Raw genomic sequence first — 23,367 nt, 5'->3', positions numbered from 1 at the left:
AGAATAGGTTGTTAGAATCAGAAAATCAACACTTCCGCTGCCTCTTGAACGGCTGAGCCGTGGTAGCTTCATCAAGATCTGTGGTCAGGCAGACGAATGTATCGTATCCATCGAACAACCCCTCAAAAGATGTACTCCCGCCGCGATAAAAACTTGACAATATGTCAATATTGACTTATGTCATCGTCGACATACGAATCGTGGGATCATCATAAGTATTTTATGGAATGCAGAGCCTCCAATTTCAGATGAGCGATGCTCATTATCCTTGGTTTTTCACTAGTTACGGAACCAAGTCATTTTGAAACCGATCAGGTATTGAGGTGAAAACATGGCCACAGCAACGTTACAATTGAACGGGAAACGTGTTGAGTTCGAGCCCGGTCAGACAATCCTCGATGTTGCGACGGAATCGGGGATCGACATACCGACGCTCTGTTATCTGAAAGGTACCACACCGACGGGTGCATGCCGTATGTGCGTGGTTGAGGTCGCGGGAGCGCGGTCGCTTGTAGCCGCCTGCAGTACCCCCGCTGCCGCCGGCATGGACATACAAACCGAATCCGAGCGGGTCCGTCGGTCCAGGAAAATGACCATCGAACTACTCCTGGCCAGCGGCAACCACGACTGTCTTACCTGTGAGAAAAACGGCAATTGCCGTCTTCAGGACCTGGCCTATCGGTACGGGATCACCGACATATCTTTCACCATCACCCCGCAGCCATATCCGAAGGAAGATGAAAACCCCTTCATAATTCGTGACTTCACCCGCTGCATCCTCTGCGGCCGGTGCGTTCAGGCCTGCAATGAGGTCATGGTCAACCGGGCGATCAGTTACGGGTACCGCGGTGTCAATTCAAAGATCGTCGCGGGAACAGACCAGACCTATTTTGACAGCGACTGCGTCTTCTGCGGTCAGTGCGTTGAGGTCTGCCCCGTCGGCGCCCTTATTGAAAAGAAATCGAGATACCAGGGGCGCCCCTGGGAACTGACGAAAGTGCGCACCACCTGCCCCTATTGCGGTGTCGGCTGCCAGCTCTGGCTTCATATCAACAAGGAAGGGAAAATCGCGAAAGTGACGGCCGTCGAGGACGGTGCGCCGAACAAGGGGCGCCTGTGCGTCAAGGGGCGCTTCGCCTATGACTTCATTTACTCCGAGGACCGGTTGACCACACCTCTCATCAAGGAGAACGGCGATTTCCGGGAAGCCTCCTGGGACGAAGCGCTGGACCTCGTCGCCGGTAAATTCAAGGAGATCAAGGAAAAATACGGGCCCGACGCCATCGCCGGCGTCAGCTGCGCCCGAAGCATCAACGAAGATTCCTACCAGATGCAGAAACTCTTCCGGTCGGTGCTGGGAACGAACAATATCGATCATTGTGCCCGTACCTGACACGCTCCGACTGTCGCCGGTCTGGCGGCATCCTTCGGCTCCGGTGCAATGACCAATTCCTTTGAAGAGTTCAGCAGGGCGCGGATGTTTCTCTGTATCGGCACCAACATGACCGAGGCGCACCCCGTGGCGGCGACCTTCCTCAAGAACGCCGTTCTCAACGGGGCTGAGCTGATCGTGGTGGACCCCCGGAAACAGCCCCTCGTCGACTTCGCCACGCTCCATGTCCCCATCGCGGTGGGATCGGATATCGCATTCCTGAACGGCGTCATGAACGTTCTCATCACCGAGAAGCTCTACGACAAGGAGTTTGTTTCGTCATGCTGCGTCGGTTTTGAGGAACTGAAAGCGAAGGTGCTTGAATATCCGCCGGCAAGGGCCGCGGAGATCACCGGCGTTTCCGAGAACATGATACGTGACGTGGCCCACCGGCTGGCAGCAGCCGAATCCTGCATGCTCTGCTATACCCTCGGCATCACCGAGCACACCTGTGGCAAGAATAACGTCATGTCCACGGCCAATCTTCAGATGCTTCTGGGAAACATGGGCAAAGAGTGCGGCGGCGTCAACCCGCTTCGCGGCCAGAACAATGTGCAGGGCGCCTGTGACATGGGCGCGCTCCCCAATGTCTTTCCGGGCTACCAGGCCATCACCAATCCCGACAGTCGCGCCAAGTTCGAAAAGGCCTGGGGCGTGGAGAACCTCCCCGGCAAGAACGGCCTGATGATCCCCCAGATGATGGAGGGCCTGAAAAGCGGGGAAGTAAAGGCATTCTACATTTTCGGAGAAAATCTGGCGAACAGCGAGCCCGACATCGCCAAGGTGGAGGAGGAGCTTTCGGCTGCCGAATTTATCGTGTGCCAGGATATCTTTCCGACCGAAACGACACGATTCGCCGATGTCATTTTCCCGGCCGCCGCCTGGTGCGAGGATAACGGCACCTTCACGAACAGTGAACGCCGGGTCAACCGCGTGCGGAAGGTCAGTGAACCGCCGGGCATCGCCCGTCCGAACTGGTGGATATTCAGGGAACTGGCCCGCCGGATGGGACATGAATGGAAATCCGAAAGCGCCGGCGAGATATGGGATAATGAGATCTCGGTCCTCGCGCCTTCTCTCGCGGGTATCAAGTACCGGAGGATCGAGAAGGACGGCCTGCAGTGGCCCTGTCCCGATGAGGAGCATCCGGGAACCTGCTTCCTTCACAAGGAAGGCAAGTTCACCTGCGGACTCGGCCAGTTCAATCCGGTGGACTGGACACCGCCGGCGGAAGTTCCCGACAGCGACTATCCCTTCGTGCTCAGCACGGGAAGACGGCTCTATCAGTATCACACCAGGACGCAGACCGGCCGCGCCGACATGGATTTCCTGCTCCCCGAGGAAACGGCCGATATCTCGGCGGCCGACGCACAACGGCTCGGCATCAGGAACCAGGAGATCATCAGGGTCAGATCCCGCCGCGGCGACGTGAAGGTCCGGGCTAACGTAACGGAACAGGTGCCGCCGGGTATGGTATGGATGGCCTTTCATTTCCGGGAGGCCTGTGCGAACTGGCTGACGAACCCCGTCTTCGATCCGGCCACACTGACGGCCGAATACAAGGCGTGCGCCGTGAATCTGGAAAAACTCTAATAATGGACGGGGCGGGGACCGGAAGGATCCCCGCCCCGTTACCTATCCTGGTTACTCCATCCATGAACAGATAGATCAGGGCGTGAAATGGAAAGCCCGGCATTACGGCCGGCAGGAGCATGTACCCTTTTTATGTATGTTAAAAATAACATAATTTCTTTGACGACCCCTTGTTATTCCGGTATAGAATCCCCTGTGTTGAGATTCGCAGGAAACTCCCACGGCCTGATTCTCCGACGATATCATTCGGGGCATGGAGGTGATCGCGATGAATAATCATTCAGTCACACGCCGGTTGTATACAACGGTAAGCACCGTACTCATTATCATTTTCTTCTCTCTCTCTTCGGTCTGGGCGGGAGAAAGGCTGATCGTCGCCGTCGCGGCGAACTTCATTCTCCCGTCACAGGAACTTGTCCGGATGTTCGAGGACAAAACGGGAGTCGACGTTGACGCGACCTATACGTCCACGGGCAAGCTTTACAGCCAGATCATAAAAGGCGCGCCATACGATCTCTTTCTCGCGGCCGACGAGAAACGGCCCGCTCTTCTATATGAACAGGGCCTTGCCGACAAACCATTCGTCTATGCGAAGGGATGCGTCGTCCTCTGGACCGCTAAAAAGGAACTCTGCGGGGCCGCCGACTGGCGGGAGGTCGTGAAACGAAAAGACGTGCGGAAGATCGCGATTGCCAACACGGAAACCGCTCCCTACGGCACGGCCGCCATGAACGCGCTCAAAAGCGCCGGGTTGTGGGATCCGCACAAGGCCCAGTTCGTGTTCCCTCAGACGGTCGCGCAGGCCTTTCAATACGCCTGCACCGAAGCGGCGGATATCGGATTCTGCGCCTATTCCTCGGCACTCTCGGAAGACGGCAAAAAGGGGTGTTTCTTTATGATCCCGGAAGCTCCCGCCATTATTCAGGCCGCCTGCGTGCTCACAGGGACGGGCAACAGGAAAGCGGCCGAGCGATTCGCTGAATTTCTGACATCCGATGAGGCCCGGGCGGTGAAGGAGCGGTACGGGTATAAGTAAATGGACCTTCTGCCCCTTATACTTTCGGTGAAGCTGGCTGTCTTCTCGACATTGATACTGATCATTCTGTCGGCGCCGCTTGCCTACCTTCTCGTCTATTTCCGTTTTCGCGGAAAATCGTTCTTCGAGGCCCTGCTCAACCTTCCCATGGTCCTGCCTCCCACGGTGCTGGGATTCTACCTGCTTGTGGTCATGGGACCTAAGGGCGCGCTGGGCCGGATCTGGGAAGCGGTCACGGCGTCGCCCTTCGTCTTTACCTTCGCGGGTATCGTGTTCGCCTCGATCATATACAGCTTTCCCTTCGCCATACAGCCCATGAAGACGGCCTTTGAAAAGATCGACCGTCGTCTCCTCGAATCCGCCTACGTGCTCGGTCTTTCCCCTCTGGCGACATTCTTCAAGGTCATCATTCCCAACGCCCTGGGGGGAGTGGCGGCCTCGGCGATACTCGTGTTCGTCCATACCATGGGAGAATTCGGCGTCATTCTCATGGTCGGTGGAAGCATCCCGGGCGAGACCAGAGTGGCCTCCATTGCCATCTATGAAGCGGTAGAAGCCCTCAATTACCATGAAGCCGGCATGATGTGCCTGATACTGGTCCCCATCAGCTACATCTTTCTGCTGATCATCAACCGGCTCACCAGGAGCAGTCTTTATGGGTCTTAAAGTTCATATCACCAAACAACTGCCCCACTTCGAGGTTGACGTGGCCTTTTCCTGCGATGACCGCAGGGTCCTGGCCCTCGTGGGACCCTCGGGCGCGGGAAAAACCACCATCATACGAATGATCGCCGGACTGCAACGGCCAGACGGCGGCACGATTTCCTATAACGGAGAGGTATGGTTCGATTCCGCGAAGGGCATAATGCGTCCTCCCCAGGAACGGTCCCTGGGATTTGTTTTTCAGGATTATACCCTGTTCCCCCATCTCAACGTTTACAAGAACGTGGCCTTCGCCGCCCATTCAAAGGATGAGGTCGTGCGTCTGCTGAAGCTTTTTGACATATGGCATCTCAGGGATCGCAGGCAGCACGAGATCTCCGGCGGCGAGCGGCAGCGGTGCGCGATCTGCCAGGCCCTTGCCCGCAGGCCCCGGATACTGCTTCTTGACGAACCTTTTTCGGCGCTTGACGCCAACACGAGAAGGAACATGCGCGACGAGCTGAAAGACCTGAGAAATCAAGTCGCCATACCGATCATTCATGTTACCCATGACATCGATGAGGCGCTTTTTCTGGCCGATGACGTGCTTCCCCTCGTGAACGGAAAGATCGTCAGGAAATGGATGCTCCAGTTCATGCTGAAGGACCGAAACCACCCGGGAGGATCGGACGAAGATTTCAAATACGGATTTACCCGGTACCATGGCTTCGATCGATCCGTGCTCTATGATTCCATGGAGGCTGAAAAATGGCGAATGTAGGTGTCTATTCCTTTGAAGAATATATCCACCTGGTAAAATCCTTTCATGGAAGCGTCGCACCGGGGATCATCATCGGCGGTTTCATGGTCCAGTTCGCGCGGAGCCGGATGCCGGAAAACGTCCTTTGCGACGTGATCTGCGAAACGCCCAGCTGTCTTCCCGACGCGGTCCAGCTCCTGACACCGTGCACTATCGGGAACGGTTGGCTCAAGGTCGTCGATTTCGGCCGGTACGCGGTCAGCTTTTATGACAAATATACAGGAGACGGAATCAGGGTCTTTATCGACGCGTCCAGGTTGGACGACTGGCCGGAGATCAAGAACTGGTTTCTGAAGCTGAAGCCGAAAAGAGAACAGGACCTGCAGGCGCTCCTCGATCAGATAAAGGACGCGGGTTACCAGATCATGGGCGCGCAGAAGATAACAATGCGGCCGGAATATCTCGAAAAGCGGAGAAAGGGGAAACGGATCGTCCTCTGCCCGCTCTGCGGCGAGGCATATCCCGAAAGGGACGGGGAGCTCTGCAAGGGATGCCGCAGTAAGACCCCCTATCAGAAGCAGGAGGCCCCGGCCGAGCCGGCCGCTCCCGACCTGAAGGCCGTTCCCCTTGAGAACGCACTCGGAATGACGGGTCTTCATGATATGACGCGGGTCGTCCCCTTTGAAACAAAGGGACCCGCATTCCGGCGCGATCAGGTCATCGGGGCCGATGATATCGACATGCTGAGAAAGATGGGAAGGGCACGCGTCTATGTCAAGGAAACGGCACATCCCGATGAAAACTGGGTCCATGAGGACGATGCCGCCGTCGCCTTTGCCGCCGCCATGGCTGGAGAGGGGGTGCGCCGTGACGAAAGGCCGAGTGAGGGAAAGGTGACCTTTTTTGCGGAACGGGAGGGGCTGCTGGTTGTCGATACCGAACGTCTCTTTTCCTTCAACCTGGTCCCCGATGTCATGTGTGCCGGACGGAGAAACGGGACGGTCGTCGCCGGAGATTCCGCCATCGGCGCAACGCGGGCGATACCCCTGTACCTTTCAAAACCGTATTTCAATCAGGCCATGGGAGTGCTCGAGGGGAATCCCCTCTTTCGCGTGCTGCCGCTGCGAAAGGCAGTCGCAGGCATTCTGGTGACGGGCACGGAAGTGGCAAGCGGCCTCGTGGAAGATCGCTTTGAGCCGTTGATCCGTTCAAAGCTCGGGCGATTCGGGTGTGATACCGTTTACAGCCGCATCGTTCCCGACGACCGGGAAATCATTGCCGAATCAGCGACCGCGCTGATCGGCGAGGGGATCGATCTTCTGGTGACGACAGGTGGTCTCTCGGTTGATCCCGACGATGTGACCCGCCAGGGACTCATTGATGCCGGCGCCACGGATATCCTGTACGGAAGCCCGCTGCTGCCGGGAGCCATGACACTGACCGGCCGGATTGGCCCGGTTCAGTTGATCGGTGTCCCCGCCGCCGCCCTCTATTTCAAGACGACCAGTTTTGATGTGCTTCTTCCCCGGCTCCTGGCGGGACTCGACATGACACGGAACGACCTCGCCCGCCTGGGACACGGAGGCTTCTGCCTCAACTGCGAAACCTGCGTCTACCCCCTGTGCCATTTCGGGAAATAAGGCGTGTGTCTTGATCGGAATGCTCTGACGCGTCCTGACCGTTTTCCGCCTATATCATGTCAAGACCCATAACTCTTCAGGAGTTCTTCGAGCAGGTACGGATCAGCGGCGTTGTCATCGACGATCAGTATCCGTTTCATTCGAATCGTCCCCCTCTTTCGGCAGTGAAAAACCAAAGGTGCTCCCCGAACCCCATTCGCTCGTCACCCAGATCGATCCTCCCATGAGTTCCACCAGTCTCCTGCATATGGAAAGCCCCAGCCCGGTGCCTTCATACTTTCGCGTTATTCCCGAATCGATTTGTCTGAAGGCCTTGAAAAGGGTTTCCATGTCCTCGGTCCTGATGCCGATGCCGGTGTCGATGACCCTTACGGTTACGTTCCTTTCGTCGGATTCGCATTGTACGGTCACCGACCCCGTTTCAGTGAACTTTATGGCGTTGCTGAGCAGATTGAGCAGTATCTGCTCCACCCGTCTGACGTCACCTTTCATCGTTCCAATGTCGACAGAACAGGTACCGGTCAGTTTCAGACCTTTCTTTGCCGCAATGGGGCGGGTACTCTCCACGACCTTTTCCACGGCACCGCGCAGGTCAAAGTCTTCATGGGACAACTGCAACTGCCCCGCTTCTATCTTGGATATATCCAAAACATCGTTGATCAGTGAAAGCAGATGCTGTGCGCTTCCTCGCACCATGTTCAACTGTTTTTTCTGTTCATCATTGAGCGGCCCGACCAGTCCCTGAAGAATGATGCCGGTGAACCCGATGATGGAGTTCAGCGGCGTTCTCAGTTCGTGCGACATGGTGGCCAGGAAGGCGGACTTGAGCCGGTCAGCAACCTCGGCACGCTCTTTTTCAACGGCAAGCGCCAGCATGGTCAGCTTATGCTCCTCTATCTCGGCCGAGAGCCGTTCATTCGCCTCCTGGAGACTCGATGTACGCTCATTGACCAATTGTTCAAGATGGTCCCTGTGCGCTATGAGCTCCGTTTCCGTATCTTTCAGTGATTTGTAAGTGAAGCTGAGGGCGTCGATCATGTCGTTGTAAGAACGGGCCAGCGCCCCGATCTCATCTTTGGAGGTTATATCGATGTGACGCTCGAGATTCGATGTCCTGGCAATGTAGTCCGTTTCGTCGATGAACCGCTTCAACGGTTTCGTCACGTAGATGTTCAGTCCCACCAGGGTGAGGAAGCTCAGTAACGCCAGGCCGATCGCCAATCCCGATATTGTCAGTATGATCTGACCGATGATCTGCTCTTCGATGTTTACCGAAGGGATCAGGACGGCTATCTTCCAGTCCTGGTGCATTGCAGAACGCGAAAAAACATAGTACTTTTCATCATCAATGCTTACGGAAGGATGCTCCCGTCCGGTCTCCATAAGTGTTTTCGCAAGAGCAGCCGAATAATTACTGACATTTTTAAAGAGCATTTCTCTTGTAAGGCCGGCCAGAACCGTCCCCTTTCTGTCCAGAAGAATTATCTTCCCCGGGGGACTGGTCTTGAAATTTGAAATATAGTTCGTCAGATTCACCAGCGTCACATCGACGCCGACGACACCGTACACCGCACCATCCCCATCAACAAGGGCTTTCACTAAACCGATGTTGACATCGGACGTGGTGACCGACGGATATGCCTCGGTTTCCATCACCCGGCCGGGATTGTTCTTCGCCGTGACGTACCACGGTCGTTCCCTGGGATCATACCGGGTGGGGCGCGCCCGCTTGTGCGACCGGACAAAACTGCCGTTCTCCCTCCCCATGTATACCGAATTCACATAGGGGTGTGTCATGCGATAATTATTGAAAACATCGATAATTCTCTGCTCGGTTTCATTGATATGATATTCAAAGGTCTCTTCGTCGGCATCAAGGAAGCTGGTAAAATCGCGGTCATCTCTGGTCCAGACCAACTCGTTCGCCGCTAATGCGGAAACATCGTTCCCTACTTCGGCGAAAAATGAACCCAATGCAAAATCAGCATGCTGAAGCTGGTTCGAAAGGTCTTTCCGAATCGACTCCAGCCGTTCCTTCCAAAGTCTTGAGTAAAAGACATCACCAAGGGCGAGCATGATAAGTATCGTGCAGAGAATATAGAGGATCAACAACTTCGTCTGGAGTTTCATGTGGGCCCTCCCCTCGGATCGTAACGGTACCACGGAAATCTAAAAGGAACACCTCTCCACTGGTCCCAGTTACGGGTTTCCTCATCCCTTTTTGCCTGTCATGGTTATCGATTATCGCCAATGTAAGAGGATTTGCCTTGAATATCAATCATTATTTCCTCGAAGAAGTCACGATCCCGGACACACAGGAGCCGTATTTCCCCGGCCACCCCTCGCTCCGCTATCATTATCCCGGGGCCGCATCGGCTGGTCCGTGCCATCTGTCCATGACCGTCCCCTTACAGACCCACCGTTCCGGCATGGTTCTTACTCATCGCGGCGGCGGCATCGTTCTGAAAATTCCTTTTGTCGGAAAGCACGAAATATGCAATACCTGCGGGTATGAAAAATTCTACCGGTACGGCGAGGAGGAAAATGCATGGGCACGTGGCATAAAACGGGATGTGTTCTCTGCGCTCAGAACTGCGGCCTTGAGGTGTATGTCGAAAACAACCGTATCGCGAAGGTACGGGGAGACAAGAATAATTTCCGGTCGAAGGGGTATATGTGCCGGAAAGGTGCCAGTATCGCCTATCACCAGCATCTGCGGGAGCGTCTGACCCACCCCCTGAAGCGCACAGGGAACGGTTTCGAGAGGATCTCATGGGATCAGGCGATCAGTGAAATAGCGGAAAAACTAAGGTCGATCGTCGATGCGAACGGGCCGAGGTCGTTCGCTTACATGGGGGGTGGCGGTCAGGGCTGCCATTTCGAGGCCGCGTTCGGCGTGCGGTTGATGCGCTCCCTTGGCTCCCGCTATCATTACAGCGCCCTTGCCCAGGAACTGACCGGCATTTTCTGGGCCCACGGCCGCGCCACGGGCCGCCAGTATCTTTTTACCATCCCCGATGAACAAAACGCCGACATGCTTCTTGCCGTGGGATGGAACGGCATGCAGAGTCATCAGATGCCCCGGGCTCCCCTTGTCCTGCGGGAATTTTCCAAGAACTCCGACAAGCTACTTGTCGTCATTGATCCCCGGCGCTCAGAAACAGCGGAAATGGCGGACATCCACCTGCCGATCAGGCCGGGAACGGACGCACTCCTGACCAGGGCGATGATCGCCATCCTGTTGCGGGAAGGATGGCACAACCGCGATTACATTGAAAAGCACGTGAACGGCTTTGAGGAGATTCAACCCTGGTTCAGCGATTTCGATATCCGGGGCGCCATCGATGTCTGCGGTCTCGACTACGGCCAGGTGCGTGACGTGTGTTATCAGTTCGCCACGCGGAAATCCTGCATGCATACAGACCTCGGTGTATACATGAATCGCCACAGCACGGCGACGACCTATCTGGATGTCATTCTCATGGCGCTTTGCGGTCGCATCTGTGTCCCGGGAGGTAATATCATACCCGGGCACCTCATGCCCATCGGAGCCCACACCGACGAGCGCGACCCAAAGACCTGGCGTACCGTGACGACGGATTTCCCGGCGCTCATGGGTGTTTTCCCCCCCAATGTGATGCCCGAGGAGATCATGAGCGATCACCCCGAACGCCTGAGGGCTGTTCTATGCTCCGGCTCGAATCCGCTCCGTTCCTATGCCGATACCACGGCATATGAGAAGGCCTTCAGCCGGCTCGATCTTCTCGTCACCTGCGAACTCGCCATGACGGAGACGGCGATGCTCTCTCACTATGTTCTCCCCTCGCGGTCCGGCTATGAATCATGGGACGGCACCTTCTTTGCCTGGACGTTCCCGGAGATCTATTTTCAGATGCGGCGGCCCATTATCGAACCCCTCGGCGAACCTCTTGAGATCAGCCAGATGATAGTCCGTATCGCCGACGCTGCCGGGCTTGTTCCCTCCATACCGGAATCGCTCGTAAAAGCGGCGGATCTCGACCGCATGCAGTTCGGCATGGAGCTCATGACCTACGCGCAAAGCGAACCGAAAGCGCTCCCGAACATGCCGTTCATCCTCGCGAAAACCCTGGGACGGAAGTTTGATTCAGCTAATTTGGCCGCCCTGTGGGGACTTCTGCAGGTCGCCCCGAAAAGCTTCCGTAAAAACGCCGCCAGGGCCGGCTTCACCCCGGGCATCACCATGGGTGAAGACATCTTCCAGGCTATTCTCGATCACCCCGAAGGACTCGTCATCGGAAGGTGCGACCCGGAGGGAAACATGGAAATGCTCGCCCACGAAGACGGCCGCATCCACGTTCATGTCCCTGAAATGGATGGATGGATCACCGGCATCGAATCCGTGTCCGAGGAGAAGGCCCTCCGGTCCGATCCCCGCTACCCCTTCATTCTCCAGGCAGGGCGACACATGAGCATGAACGCCAACACATTGATGCGCGATCCGGCATGGAATAAAGGCAAGCGCGACTGCACGGTCATGATGCATCCCGATGATGCGGCATCGATGGGTCTTGCCGACGGCCGGATGGTGCGGGTCACCACCGAAGCGGGGACCGTTGAGGTTGAACTGGAAGTGAGCGACCGGACCAGGACGGGACAGGTCATCATTCCTCATGGATTCGGTCTCCTCTTTGACGGCACGGAACACGGGGTCAATGTGAACCGGCTCACAAAGAACATCCACCGGGACCGGTTCGCCGCCACCCCGCTTCACCGGTATGTTCCATGCAGGATCGAGGCGGTCTGACGGTACGAGCAGTACCGCGAATACAGGTGAATTGATCCCATGAAAAACGAGAGGTCAAAAAATATGCTGATCCCCACGATCATCATGGCCGTGCTCGCCGTCGGCCTCTTCGCCCTGGCATATGCGCGCGGCGAAGGTCAGCACACGGCCGGGCTGAAGCTCGCCGCCGCAATGACCATCCAGATCCTGCCCCTCCTCTTTTTTGCATTTATCGTTGCAGGCCTGGTACAGGTGCTTCTCCCCCACGACATGCTTTCCCGCTGGGTGGGCGCAGAATCGGGTATACGGGGCATCATCATAGGCACCATCGCCGGTGGTTTTTCACCGGGCGGTCCATACGTGAGCCTTCCCATTGCCGCGGGGCTCCTCCAATCGGGCGCCGGTGTCGGAACCATGGTGGCCTTTCTCACGGGATGGTCCCTCTGGGCGGTCAGCAGGATCCCCATGGAAGTGGGGATACTGGGCTGGAAATTCACCATCATCAGGCTGGCCACGACCTTTTTCTTTCCTCCCATCGCCGGTCTTATCGCTCAGTATTTTTTCTCGGGGCCGCGGTGGACGCTTTAGTAGAGGTCGGGATTCGGGGATCGGGATTCGAGATTCGGGAATAATACGACCGTATTTTTTCACTTCAATTCCAGGGCCGTTGAAAAGGGACCAAAGTGAAATGCCGTTTCCGGTTGATCAAAAAAAATTGGAAATGAATGAATGAATGGTGGTATGTTTTCCATTCTTATAGAGAGAACCTGTGTCGTGGAGGTATTGAATGAATGTGAATGTCAGTAAAAAAGGCGTCCTTTTCCTGATCCTTATAATCCTCGTTCTGTTTCTCGCACTCTCCGGCGTACCGCGTATAGACAAGGCAATGTGCGCTGATAAGGACACCTATAAAAACCTGAAGCTTTTCAACCAGGTACTTGACATGATCGAGAACGACTATGTCGAGGAAGTGGATTCGAAGACGGTCATAGAAGGCGCCATCAAGGGCATGATAAAAACACTCGATCCTCACAGCGTATATCTGACACCCGAGATGTACAAGGACCTTTCGGTAAGCACCAAGGGGGTCTTCGGCGGTCTCGGTATCGAGATCACCCTTGTTGACGACATCATAACCGTTGTAGCGCCCCTTGAAGACACTCCGGCATACCGAGCGGGGCTCAAGGCAGGGGACCAGATAGTCGGGATCGACGGAGAATCCACCAAGGGTTTCACCATATACGACGCGGTCCACAAACTGCGGGGGACGGTGGGCACCACCGTAACCATATCGATCATGCGCGAGGGCTTCGATCAGCCGAAAGAATATGAAATAACCCGTGACAAGATCAAGATCCAGAGTGTCAAGAACAGGGTGTTCGAAGACGGTATCGGCTATATCAGATTGACGAACTTCCAGGAAACGACAACTCAGGAACTCGAGGACGCCCTTGATGAGATCTCCATAAAGGATGAACCCCTGAAGGGTATGGTCCTCGACATGCGGAACAATCCCGGTGGCCTGCTGACCCAGGCGGTCAGGGTCTCGGACATCTTCCTCTCCTCCGGTGTCATTGTCTCTTCAAAGGGCCGGCAGGACGACTCGGAAAAGATATTCAAGGCACAAGACGATGGAGATGAAGTGACCTGCCCCATGGTCGTCCTGATAAACGGAGGAACCGCCAGCGCTTCCGAGATCGTCGCCGGCGCTCTTCAGGACAACGGCCGGGCCCTGATCCTGGGTACCCAGTCCTTCGGCAAGGGCTCCGTTCAGATAGTAACGCCCCTGAGCGACGGCTCGGCGCTGAAATTGACAGTGGCAAAGTACTATACGCCCAGCGGAACATCGATCCAGGCAAAGGGCATCGCCCCTGACATCGTGGTGGAATCCGTGGACCACCGCCTGACGGCAAAGGAAAAGATTAAGCGGCTGAGGGAAAAAGACCTGAAGAACCATATAGAAGGAGAAGGAGAGACCATCGAAGAACCGGAAGGCACGCCGGATGAGGGCGGTTCAACCGATGAGACGGATGAAATATCGGAGGACATCATCGGCGTTGATCTGGAAAAAGACCTCCAGCTCAAAACAGCTGTCGACATACTGAAAAGTTGGCAGATTCTGAAAAAACAGGGGACAGACAGGGCGAGCTGACAGGCGTGAAACGGAGAAAAAAGGGATCATATAGGAAAAACATCTTCGTCTGTACCGGTGTCGTCATCCTCTGCACCGTCGTGGTTTTTCTGGCCTACCGGTTTTATCAGCAGCGGACGGTGGCGTTACCGCCAAAGGGAAAAGCGCCTCCCGGAAAGGTCGCGGAACCCGCCTTGAGACCGTTTGGTCCCGAAGCGGAAACGCTCCGGGGAAAGAACGTCGCTATCATCATCGATGATATCGGACGGGACATGGCGGTCATCGATGAGCTTCTTGCCATGAACGTTCCCATAACATTTGCGGTGCTGCCGCACCTTCGCTGCTCCTCCGAAGCCGCAACGCGGGTCCATTATGCAGGAAGGGATGTCCTTCTTCATCTTCCCATGGAACCCCACGGATATCCCGAAAAAGATCCGGGCACCGGCGCTCTTTTCACCACCATGTGCGAACAGGAGATCAGAGAACATCTTGAATCGGACCTCGATTCAGTGCCCTACGCGTGCGGTGTCAACAATCACATGGGATCGAGATTCATGGAGGATGAAGAACGCCTGAAACAGTTAATGCAGTTCCTGAAGGGGAAAAACCTCTTCTTTCTCGACAGCATGACCACGGGCAGATCCGTGGGAAACCGGGTCGCCCGGATGATCGATATCAGGCACGCGGCCCGCGACATTTTCATCGATAACGAACAGGATTACGAAAAGACGTTGAACATACTGAGCGCCGTCGCGGAGTCGACGGACCGGTGGGATACCCTCATCCTCATCGGCCATCCCTACCCGAGCACCGTGGCCGCCCTCAGAAAAGCCTTGCCGCTGCTTAAAGAGAAGGGGATCGAGGTCGTCCCATTGTCACGGCTGGTTGGTTGAACCCGATGAAACGACGATTCAAAACAGCAGGAACAATGATCGCGACAGGAATAGCGTTTCTCATTACCATCGCCTGTACGAGTCTGCCCGATGTCAGGGGTGGGCTTTCGGTGATGTCCCCTTCCCATCCCGGATCATCACACGAAGAAGCCTATTATCACTATTCACTGGGGACCCTTTACGCCTTGCGCGGTGAAACGGACAAGGCCATCAACGAATACCGCAAAAGCCTGAGCGATGACGTCACATCACCCTTCCTGAGGATCGAATTGGCACGACTGTACCTGAAAAAGGGGGAGGTAGACAGGGCCGTCGGACTCCTGGAAACCTCGCTCTCGTATAATCCCGATGATTTCGATACCCACGTGCTGCTCGGCGGCCTGTACGGGAACCTTAAGCAATATGAACGGGCCATCGCAGAGTATGAGCGGGTCGTGGAGATCGAACCGGAACGGCTCGAGCCTTACCTTTTCCTGAGCATGTTCCACCGGCAGCTTGAAAATTACGATGCGGCCATCGTCGCCGTTGAAAAGCTTCTCGAACGCGATCCGGAAAATGTTATGGGTATGTACCAGTTGGCCACCTTGTATGAAGCGAAGGGAAACGCCGATGAAGCTGAAGAGTGGTTCAAAAAGGTCCTTGCAACAAAACCGGGCTATGAACCGGCCCTGATAGATCTGGGCATGCTTTACGAAAGCCGTGAGCAGGAAAACGAGGCGATCGACCTGTACCGGCAGTTCATCGAGGCGGAACCGGACACCATCAACGCACGATACCGGCTCGGAACGGTGCTTCTCAAACTGCACCGCTATACCGAGGCTATCGACGTTTTCGAATCCCTGCTCGCGATCGATGACAGCCACGTGGAGGCTAATTTTTCACTCGGCCTCGCCTATTATTTTGAGGGAAACAATTACCGGCGGGCCGCAGAGGAATTCGAGACCGTCCTGAGAAGAAATCCCGATCATCACCGGGCGCTTTTCTTCCTGGCCTCGGCATACGAAAAATTGGATGAACCGTCGAAGGCCTTCGAATTGTACGGAAGGATAACGGAAGATTCCGACCTGTTCCCACCGGCACGGATCCAGATGGGTCTGATCCTCCAGAATGAAAGCGACTTGGACGGTGCGATAGAACTGCTCCGTGACGCAGTAGAAAAAAAGAACAGGGAGGAACAGCTCTATGTGTTCCTCTCGGTCCTCTATGAAGAGAAGGAAGCCTTTGACAAAGCGGAAAAAACGATCAAAGACGGGATCTTTCTCATCCCGGACGGCATAGATCTCTACTACCGCCTCGGCATCATATACGAAAAAACGAACCGTCACGAGGAAAGTATCGCTGCGATGCAGGACGTCCTGAAACAGGATCCGCAACACGCGGAAGCTCTTAATTTCATCGGATACAGTTACGCCGACCGGGGTATCCGCCTTGACGAGGCGGAACGGCTCATCAAGCAAGCCCTCGAACTGCGGCCGAACAACGGATACATCATGGACAGCCTTGGATGGGTGTACTTCCGGCAGAAGAAACTCAAACCGGCGATCGAAAACCTCGAAGACGCAGCCCGTATCATTCCGGAAGACCCGACGGTCAGAGAACATCTGGGTGATGTCTACCGGGAAGCCGGGAGGATCCCGGAAGCCCTCGAACAATATCGAAAGGCCCTTGAACTGAACCCTGAGAACGAGGGGGCCGTGAAGAAAAAAATAGAAGAACTGACATATCCGCAGAATTGAGAGCCCCATGAGAAAGACGATTCGTGCGGCCGTGCTTGTGATCATGCTGGCACTTCTGGCCGGATGCTCCCTCAGGACGGTGCCGGTGAAGGAAGCGCGAGCGGTCCCGCCGGCCCGGGACATCATCGATATCATCAATGCTCAACATGACCGGGGAAGCATTCTCAAGGCGATGGCTGTCATAACCATTGATTCGTCGCGGGGCAGATATACCCGGACCATCGCTCTTGCCCTGCGGCAACCGTCATTCCTGAGAATGGAGACGATCGGGTTTTTCGGCCCGCCCGATCTTTACTTCACCTCCGACGGCACCGTTTTCCAGGCTTTCCTGCCGGGGGAAAGCCGGTTCTTCAGCGGTTTTACCACGCGTGAGAACCTGCTGCGCTTTTTTGATATCCCTCTTTCAGTGCGGGACATGGTATCCCTCCTGTCCGGAACGATACCGCTCGAAACCGTCACTGAGCACCGGTTTTCACAGGAGGCTGAAAACGGATCGTGGCGTATCGACATTACCGGGAACGGAAAACCGGTGATGAGCATCTGGATCGAGCCCGAACGACTCCGAACGATGCGTATTGATTCCAGCGGCTCCGAAGAACCGGGAGATGTTCCCTACCGGGTTTCTTACGAGAACTACGATGAGGCGACCGGTTACCCGAAACGGATGGTTCTCTCACTGGAAGATGAAGCGGGCACGACGGTCTTTCTCCGCTATGAGACCCTGAAAAAAGTGACCCCGGAGGATACGTCATTTTTTGAACTGACCCTTCCCCCGGGGATTACGCCGGAATTTCTGAACTGAGCTTTCAGGATTCTTTTATGGAAAGCAACTCCTCGCGGGCCCGCCGGGCCGATGTCGTGTTGGGATAATCGTTGATCACTCTCTGAAGCAGCAGCTTCGCGCTCGTCGTATCCCCCAGTTTCATGAAGGAAAGGGCCTGTTTCAAGAGGGCGTCGGGAACCTTGTTCCCCTTCGGATAATTCTGGACCACTTTTTCGTATTCGAGAATGGCCTTTTCGTATTTTCCATCGAAATAGAAGCATTCTCCGATCCAGAACTGGGCGTTATCTGAATATTCAGTATCGGGAAAGGCACCCAGAAAATCCTGGAACTGCTGTCTCGCTTCCGTGTACCTGCCTTCCTTGAAGGTCTTCAATGCTTCCGAATAACTTTTCTCTTTGTCAACCTCTTCCTTGAGGGAACCGGACACCTCATAACCCTGCACCCCTCCAGGAATCTCTTTCTTTTCCATCAACCCGAGATAGTTCTCGATATACTGAAGGCGTCCGGCAATGTCAGCCACGGCGTCACGTACCGATTCGGGGGTCTCTTTTTTCGAATCCGATTCAAGGGACGCCACCCGCACCTGCAGTTCCTCGATGCTCCCCCTCAACTGCTGCAACTCGGTCCGCAACCCCGTCAGGTTATCGCTGATATCGGCGACCCGTTTACGGACGAACTTGCCCGTATCCTCGTTATCAGCAGCAGCTTTCTTCATGCTTTCCACGTCGGCAGTAACGGCGTCGACCCGGCTTTCCAAGACCTGGGACACTCGGGTCAGATCACTCTGTGACGCACACCCGACCAGTGCTAAAAGCAAAAGAATCAGCAGCGGTGACCGCATATGTCTCACTCTTGCACGACCCTTCATTACTATTGGTTAACGGGATAAATAACGAAATGGTCTCTCCTGTTCTTCGCCCAGGCCTCTTCCGTTTGCGCCGGATCAAGGGGGAGTTCTTCCCCATAGCTGATGGTGGTTATCCGCGCGCCATCGACACCGAGATTGACAAGATAATTCTTCGCCGAATCGGCACGGCGCTCGCCAAGGGCCAGGTTGTATTCCTTCGTCCCCCGTTCGTCACAGTGTCCCTCGATGGCCATCTCGAAATCACGGTGCGTAATGAGCCAGTCCCCCAGCCTGCTCAGTATATCCCGTGCCTCCGGTTTCAGATCGTACTTGTCGAAATCAAAATGGATATCCACGAAGGAAGCCGCCTCAGCAAGCAGCTGTTTCTTCAGTGCCTCCTGCTGTTCCTTCAGGGCCTGTTCCTTCAGGGTCTGCTGCCGTGCAGCCTCTTCAGCCGCCGCAGCTTCCTGGGCCTTTGCCTGCTCGGCGGATGTGGCACCGGGGATCTGCGTGGTTTCCGTTTTTTTCGCGCATCCCGTTACCATGATCATCGCCAGGCTGACGATGCAAATGATGCATCCCAGTTTGTACAACGTATTTTTCATGTTTCTTTCCTCCTCGTAAGATTAGTAATTCGCTGTCGTTTTGAGGAATATTTCCCTAAGGCCGCTGCAAAAAAAACTTCGGGGGGTGTTCTTTCCTCGACTTCTCCGGATATCTCCCCGACATCATGGAATCCTGCCAACAAAGTGTCCCTCTGTTCCGTTGATTCCACCAAGAGATCGATATCATTCACATATCGGGGACCATGAAGTCTTTCACATTTCTTCCCGAAGATGGTGGCATGATAACCATAAATTCCCGATAAACTCAATATAAATCTAAAGACGGTGACCACGCGGGGTCTTCACAGGAGGTAAGATCGGGGCTGCTGCCGATCACACGGGGATTCAGCCCGTTCGCGTTGATCACGCACAGATTCGTTTTTGCTCCGCGCCGGGTTGTAAAAACAAGATACCGGCCGTCCGGCGACCAGGCCGGTGCCTCGCCTCCCCCGTTCTCGAAGGTTACCTGGATAACGCCACCGGTCTCTTCCTCGATGATGAATATCTGGAACACGCCGTTGGTTGTCCCTTCATAGGCGATCCTGTTCCCCCTCGGCGACCAGCAGGGTGACGTGTTATAGGAACCTTCATAGGTCAGTCTGCGGACGTTCTTCCCGTCGGCATCCATGACAAAGACCTGGGGTGAACCCGATCGGCTCGACACAAAGGCGATCTTCCTTCCGTCGGGCGACCAGGTGGGTGATACATCAATGGACGGGTCTGTGGTCAACCGCTGAAAGTGGTTCGTTTCAATATCCAGGACATAGATATCTTCATTGCCCTCCCTGGTCAGGACGAGCGACATCTTTTTCCCATCGGGGGACCAGGGACCGGAAAGATTGAGCCCCGTGGAACCCGATGCCTTGGTCACCCGGCGTGTCCCGAGATCCATGATGTAACAGTCGGGATTACGATCCCGGTAAGAGGTAAAGGAAATTTTCTTTCCATCGGGCGACCACTGCGGGAGCAGCGTCAGCCGCCCGTAATCGGTGATCCTGGTCAATTCCGTGCCGTCGAAATTCACCAGGAACAGTTCCGACACGGAACCCGTCTTCCCCGCGAAGGCTATTTTCGTATCGAAAACGCCCCGCTCTCCGGTGAGCTTCAGGAGCACCTCATCGATGCATCTGATCAGGATCCGCTTTTTCTCGGCCGGCCTGCCCCAGTATTTCTTTCCCGCGATCAATCTTCCTTCCACCACGTCGAAGAGCCTGAATTCCACGGACAGTTCCTGTTCCGTCACCGTATATCCCCCGGTTATAAGGAAATCGGCTCCCACGACCGCCCAGCTCGAAAAATCGATCGTGCCGGCCGCTATGCCTGATCCGGTATCGGAGAGGAAGGCATCCCGCGGGATGATCCTGAAATATCCCGTGATATCGAGGAGCCGCGTCATTTCGTCAGAAAACCAGCGCGATAGGTTTCCCTGCCCCTCCGACCCGCCCAAGACGGAAAAGTCCGGCACAGCGATAGGAAATTTTTGAAAAGCGGGGGAATCGATATCGATGTAGACCTTGCCCCAGGCCGGCATGGCCGCGCAGGACAACAGCAGCACAATGACACAAATTATGATTTTTACCTTTTGCATGAGATATCTCCGGGATATTCACAGGAACGAGAATACCGTGACCGCCTGCTCCAATGGCTCATGATCACCGCAGCTCCGATGAATGGAAGCGAATTCCCACCTCAAAGACGCTTTGATCAAGCCATTCGGGCAGGGGTGGAAAGGGGGCCGCCTTTCTGACCGCCTTGACCGCCGATTCATCGAAATAGGTATTACCGGAACGTTTTTCTAAAGTCAGGTCCGCTATTTCTCCATTTCTCAGTATTTTCAGATCAACAACGGCAACAATGGTATCATCATCAAGGATACCCTGGGGCAATGCCCATTGCTCCCTGATCTTTGACCAGATAACCGTATAATATACTTGCATCTTCATCGACAAAGCCGTATCTCCCCGGGACAGGATGGGTCCCGGCCGGCCGGCCGATGCCGTTTGCGGAAGTGATGCCGATTCCTTGCGCCGGATATCTTCTATGGCCTTTTCGGTGGCTCCCGAGGAGGTCTTCTTCTGCACCTCCATTGTTTTCGGCGGAATGATGGTCGTCGGTTCGACGGCCTTTCTGATCACGAGCGGCTGCTCTTTCGGCGAAATACCCGCCAGGTCCCGCGACAGCGCGCTTACCGGGCCCGCCGTTTCGACCTTATTGACGGGGAGCGTTACCAGATCGACGGTATAGACGGGTCCGAAGGTCCATCTCGGGGACGGCCACGACGGTGAAAAAATGACGATGGAGATGACCAGCGCGTGGATCAGGAAGGAGATCACCATCATGTTTATCAGACCACTGCCGTCGTCCTGTTTTCTCTTCTCCATCACCACCAGGGCCATAGGTTATTCCTTCGGCGGTTCGGTGATCATGCCCAGTTTGTCCACACCGGCTTTCCGTACTTCGGACATCACCTTCACGACAAACCCGTAAGGGACGGTTTCATCGGCGCGCATGAACACTTCCCGGTCGATCCTGGCGGCAAAAATATTCTCCAGCTTTGCAGTAAGGTCATCGAAAGACGTCTTGTACCGGTTGATGAAAATTTCCTGTTCCCTGGTAATCGTCAGGATCAGTTTTTCTTCTCCCACATCGACACTCTTCGCCTTCACACGGGGAAGGTTCACGTCTATTCCCATCTGAAGCATGGGGGCCGTGACCATGAAAATGATCAGCAGGACCAGGATAACATCCACCAGGGGTGTAACATTGATGTCTGAAACGGGCTTGTGCCCGTCATTTCTCCGGCTTCGCGAATATCTCATCGTCGAATGGCTTTCACGTAATACCGCTCAATGATGTTCATGAACTCTGAAGCGAAGTTGTTCGCCTCGCCCGTTATGGCTCTGACCTGGTTAAGATAATAATTGTAAAAAACGACGGCCGGTATGGCGGCAGCCAGGCCCGCCGCCGTGGCGATTAGCGCCTCGGAAATGCCGGGTGCCACTACTGCCAGTGTGGCGGTACCGGTTACACCGATCCCCTTGAAGGCGTTCATTATGCCCCACACGGTCCCGAAGAGACCGATGAAGGGACAGGCGCTCCCCGTCGTCGCCAGGAAACCGAGAAAACTCTCAAGCTTTGACGATTCGGCGTCACAGGCCCTGTTCAGGGTCCGTTCCACGTTATCGAGGCCACGCAGCTCCAGCGCGAGGGTTTCATCCATCGGTTCGCCCTCGGCAGAGGACTCCTTCCGCATCCCTGCTATCTTCACAAGTTCGGTGTACCCCGCCCGGAAGACCTCGGCGATCTGTGAGTACCTGAACTTCTTTGATTCGGGGAAAACCTCCGAAAGCTTGTTTATCTTCATGTACACATCGAGAAACAGTTGATTTTCCCGTCGTGACCGCCTGATGGTCCGATATTTCATCAATATGATCGCCCAGGAAACAACTGAGAAGAAGAGCAGGAGCAGCAGGACGAACTGGACCATGGGACCGGCACTCAGGATAAGATCGAGCACATTTCCATGGAAACCCCTTCCGATATCGGCTGTGGTAACCGCTAACGCCTCATTCACAATGTCACCTCTATTTCTCATTCATTGTACGGATAATCGTATCGACCTTGTAGTTGAAATCGGTGCCGTTGTCAACAGCTCTTTTCTTCAGGGGGAAACTAACCTCCCAGTATTTCAAACAAAAATAAAAGCACGGTTCGGCGCTGCCGTTCATTCGACACCAAATAGCCCCCTGGAAAATGACGAGTATCGGGGCCATTTCCGGGATTGGCCGGATTATTTTTTTCTTGAAAATTGAAGGTCCCACGATTAAGGTATCTTAAGTCCTTTATCTGAATGGATTTTCCCGGAAAAGGAAGAGAACGATGGAAAAAAAACAGGAATTGAGGATACAACTCCAGGCCGGTGACGCGCTGGTCGTTGTCGATGTCCAGAATGATTTTCTTCCGGGGGGCGCCCTCGGCGTGTCCGCTGGTGACAGAGTGATCGATCCCTTGAACAGAGCCGTTCTGTTGTTTCACCAGCGGGGGCTTCCCATCTTTTTCTCCCGCGACTGGCATCCGACTCAACACTGTTCCTTCAAGGAACGGAACGGGCCCTGGCCCGAACATTGTGTCCAGAACACCCCGGGTGCCGAGTTCGCCCGCGACATCATGGTCCCTAAAGAGGCAATCATCATATCCAAGGGGGTGCTGCACGACGAGGAGCAGTACTCCACCATATACGGCCGGAACAGCGAATGGGAGGAACTCTCCCGGATACTTGACCGCCTCGGGATCAAAAGAATTTTCATCGGCGGCCTGGCCACGGATTACTGCGTCCTCAATACCGTTCTTGACGCTCTGAAACTCGGCTTTGAAGCATACGTCTTCACCGATGGAATCTGCGCCGTCAACGTCAACCCGGGCGATGAGGAGAACGCCCTGAAGCAGATGACGGAAAGCGGCGGACATCTGATAACGACGGACCGGCTCGCCTGACCCACTCGA

The 23,367-nt window shown here is 55.1% G+C and carries 19 protein-coding genes; 12 read left to right on the top strand and 7 right to left on the bottom strand.

Annotation, left to right across the window (positions count from 1 at the left end; genetic code table 11):
- Positions 1–331 precede the first annotated feature (331 nt).
- The 5 genes from fdhF (at position 332) to JXO48_00460 (ending at position 7,103) form a co-directional block, all read left to right on the top strand.
- Positions 332–3,025: a formate dehydrogenase subunit alpha gene (gene fdhF, locus JXO48_00480; GenBank protein ID MBN2282345.1), complete on the top strand. Its 2,694-nt coding sequence runs from the start codon at positions 332–334 to the stop codon at positions 3,023–3,025.
- Between the two features lie 268 nt (positions 3,026–3,293).
- The gene (gene modA / locus JXO48_00475) at positions 3,294–4,061 is read left to right on the top strand and encodes a molybdate ABC transporter substrate-binding protein (GenBank protein ID MBN2282344.1); all 768 of its coding nucleotides are present in this window, start codon (positions 3,294–3,296) and stop codon (positions 4,059–4,061) included.
- Positions 4,062–4,727: a molybdate ABC transporter permease subunit gene (modB, locus tag JXO48_00470; protein ID MBN2282343.1), complete on the top strand. Its 666-nt coding sequence runs from the start codon at positions 4,062–4,064 to the stop codon at positions 4,725–4,727.
- Positions 4,717–5,484, top strand: a complete 768-nt coding sequence (locus JXO48_00465; protein ID MBN2282342.1) for an ATP-binding cassette domain-containing protein — start codon at positions 4,717–4,719, stop codon at positions 5,482–5,484. Before modB ends, JXO48_00465 begins: the two co-directional genes overlap by 11 nt.
- Positions 5,472–7,103 (top strand): trehalose-binding protein, encoded by a 1,632-nt coding sequence (locus tag JXO48_00460; protein MBN2282341.1) that lies wholly within the window; start codon positions 5,472–5,474, stop codon positions 7,101–7,103. Before JXO48_00465 ends, JXO48_00460 begins: the two co-directional genes overlap by 13 nt.
- 114 nt (positions 7,104–7,217) lie before the next feature.
- Here the strand turns inward: JXO48_00460 and JXO48_00455 are convergent, their stop codons facing one another.
- Positions 7,218–9,233 carry a HAMP domain-containing protein gene (locus JXO48_00455; GenBank protein MBN2282340.1) on the bottom strand — a complete coding sequence of 672 codons (2,016 nt, stop codon included), beginning with the start codon at positions 9,231–9,233 and terminating at the stop codon, positions 7,218–7,220.
- Positions 9,234–9,651: 418 nt separating this feature from the next.
- On the opposite strand from JXO48_00455, the gene JXO48_00450 reads away from it, so the two are divergent.
- From JXO48_00450 to JXO48_00425, 6 genes are all read left to right on the top strand, one after another.
- Complete coding sequence (locus JXO48_00450; protein ID MBN2282339.1) at positions 9,652–11,889, top strand: molybdopterin-dependent oxidoreductase; 2,238 nt, start codon at positions 9,652–9,654, stop codon at positions 11,887–11,889.
- A gap of 63 nt (positions 11,890–11,952) precedes the next feature.
- Complete coding sequence (locus JXO48_00445) at positions 11,953–12,456, top strand: permease (protein ID MBN2282338.1); 504 nt, start codon at positions 11,953–11,955, stop codon at positions 12,454–12,456.
- 199 nt (positions 12,457–12,655) lie between these two features.
- Positions 12,656–14,020: a S41 family peptidase gene (locus tag JXO48_00440; protein MBN2282337.1), complete on the top strand. Its 1,365-nt coding sequence runs from the start codon at positions 12,656–12,658 to the stop codon at positions 14,018–14,020.
- A gap of 5 nt (positions 14,021–14,025) precedes the next feature.
- Positions 14,026–14,892, top strand: a complete 867-nt coding sequence (locus tag JXO48_00435; protein MBN2282336.1) for a divergent polysaccharide deacetylase family protein — start codon at positions 14,026–14,028, stop codon at positions 14,890–14,892.
- A 5-nt stretch (positions 14,893–14,897) separates the two neighbouring features.
- A complete protein-coding gene (locus JXO48_00430) occupies positions 14,898–16,628 on the top strand; it encodes a tetratricopeptide repeat protein (GenBank protein ID MBN2282335.1) in 1,731 nt (576 codons plus the stop codon).
- A 7-nt stretch (positions 16,629–16,635) separates the two neighbouring features.
- On the top strand, positions 16,636–17,430 hold the full coding sequence (locus tag JXO48_00425; GenBank protein ID MBN2282334.1) for a DUF4292 domain-containing protein: 795 nt from the start codon (positions 16,636–16,638) through the stop codon (positions 17,428–17,430).
- 4 nt (positions 17,431–17,434) lie between these two features.
- Here JXO48_00425 and ybgF read toward each other — a convergent pair whose 3' ends face one another.
- The 6 genes from ybgF to tolQ form a co-directional block, all read right to left on the bottom strand.
- Complete coding sequence (ybgF, locus tag JXO48_00420; GenBank protein MBN2282333.1) at positions 17,435–18,253, bottom strand: tol-pal system protein YbgF; 819 nt, start codon at positions 18,251–18,253, stop codon at positions 17,435–17,437.
- A gap of 29 nt (positions 18,254–18,282) precedes the next feature.
- Positions 18,283–18,864, bottom strand: a complete 582-nt coding sequence (gene pal / locus JXO48_00415; GenBank protein ID MBN2282332.1) for a peptidoglycan-associated lipoprotein Pal — start codon at positions 18,862–18,864, stop codon at positions 18,283–18,285.
- Positions 18,865–19,129: 265 nt separating this feature from the next.
- Entirely contained in the window at positions 19,130–20,452 is a 1,323-nt protein-coding gene (tolB, locus tag JXO48_00410) for a Tol-Pal system beta propeller repeat protein TolB (protein MBN2282331.1), read from the bottom strand.
- A gap of 64 nt (positions 20,453–20,516) precedes the next feature.
- On the bottom strand, positions 20,517–21,260 hold the full coding sequence (locus JXO48_00405; protein MBN2282330.1) for a TonB family protein: 744 nt from the start codon (positions 21,258–21,260) through the stop codon (positions 20,517–20,519).
- Between the two features lie 3 nt (positions 21,261–21,263).
- The gene (locus JXO48_00400) at positions 21,264–21,683 is read right to left on the bottom strand and encodes a biopolymer transporter ExbD (protein MBN2282329.1); all 420 of its coding nucleotides are present in this window, start codon (positions 21,681–21,683) and stop codon (positions 21,264–21,266) included.
- Complete coding sequence (tolQ, locus tag JXO48_00395) at positions 21,680–22,459, bottom strand: protein TolQ (protein ID MBN2282328.1); 780 nt, start codon at positions 22,457–22,459, stop codon at positions 21,680–21,682. The genes JXO48_00400 and tolQ overlap by 4 nt, the downstream gene beginning before the upstream one ends.
- A gap of 284 nt (positions 22,460–22,743) precedes the next feature.
- On the opposite strand from tolQ, the gene JXO48_00390 reads away from it, so the two are divergent.
- Positions 22,744–23,358, top strand: coding sequence for an isochorismatase family protein (locus JXO48_00390; GenBank protein MBN2282327.1), 615 nt, complete (start codon positions 22,744–22,746; stop codon positions 23,356–23,358).
- Positions 23,359–23,367: the final 9 nt, after the last annotated feature.

The organism is Deltaproteobacteria bacterium (assembly GCA_016933965.1).
In the GTDB taxonomy this organism is placed as follows: Bacteria; Desulfobacterota; Syntrophia; order Syntrophales; family UBA2210; genus JAFGTS01.
The sequence above is the reverse complement of the archived record's forward strand: the minus strand, read 5'-3'. Positions and strand labels throughout refer to the sequence as shown.

Coding starts and splice junctions, on each gene's coding strand:
- modA (MBN2282344.1), top strand. CDS start 3,294: ATGAATAATCATTCAGTCACACGCCGGTTGTATACAACGGTAAGCACC.
- modB (MBN2282343.1), top strand. CDS start 4,062: ATGGACCTTCTGCCCCTTATACTTTCGGTGAAGCTGGCTGTCTTCTCG.
- JXO48_00465 (MBN2282342.1), top strand. CDS start 4,717: ATGGGTCTTAAAGTTCATATCACCAAACAACTGCCCCACTTCGAGGTT.
- JXO48_00460 (MBN2282341.1), top strand. CDS start 5,472: ATGGCGAATGTAGGTGTCTATTCCTTTGAAGAATATATCCACCTGGTA.
- JXO48_00455 (MBN2282340.1), bottom strand. CDS start 9,233: ATGAAACTCCAGACGAAGTTGTTGATCCTCTATATTCTCTGCACGATA.
- JXO48_00450 (MBN2282339.1), top strand. CDS start 9,652: ATGGGCACGTGGCATAAAACGGGATGTGTTCTCTGCGCTCAGAACTGC.
- JXO48_00445 (MBN2282338.1), top strand. CDS start 11,953: ATGCTGATCCCCACGATCATCATGGCCGTGCTCGCCGTCGGCCTCTTC.
- JXO48_00440 (MBN2282337.1), top strand. CDS start 12,656: ATGAATGTGAATGTCAGTAAAAAAGGCGTCCTTTTCCTGATCCTTATA.
- JXO48_00430 (MBN2282335.1), top strand. CDS start 14,898: ATGAAACGACGATTCAAAACAGCAGGAACAATGATCGCGACAGGAATA.
- JXO48_00425 (MBN2282334.1), top strand. CDS start 16,636: ATGAGAAAGACGATTCGTGCGGCCGTGCTTGTGATCATGCTGGCACTT.
- ybgF (MBN2282333.1), bottom strand. CDS start 18,253: ATGCGGTCACCGCTGCTGATTCTTTTGCTTTTAGCACTGGTCGGGTGT.
- pal (MBN2282332.1), bottom strand. CDS start 18,864: ATGAAAAATACGTTGTACAAACTGGGATGCATCATTTGCATCGTCAGC.
- tolB (MBN2282331.1), bottom strand. CDS start 20,452: ATGCAAAAGGTAAAAATCATAATTTGTGTCATTGTGCTGCTGTTGTCC.
- JXO48_00405 (MBN2282330.1), bottom strand. CDS start 21,260: ATGGCCCTGGTGGTGATGGAGAAGAGAAAACAGGACGACGGCAGTGGT.
- JXO48_00400 (MBN2282329.1), bottom strand. CDS start 21,683: ATGAGATATTCGCGAAGCCGGAGAAATGACGGGCACAAGCCCGTTTCA.
- tolQ (MBN2282328.1), bottom strand. CDS start 22,459: ATGAGAAATAGAGGTGACATTGTGAATGAGGCGTTAGCGGTTACCACA.
- JXO48_00390 (MBN2282327.1), top strand. CDS start 22,744: ATGGAAAAAAAACAGGAATTGAGGATACAACTCCAGGCCGGTGACGCG.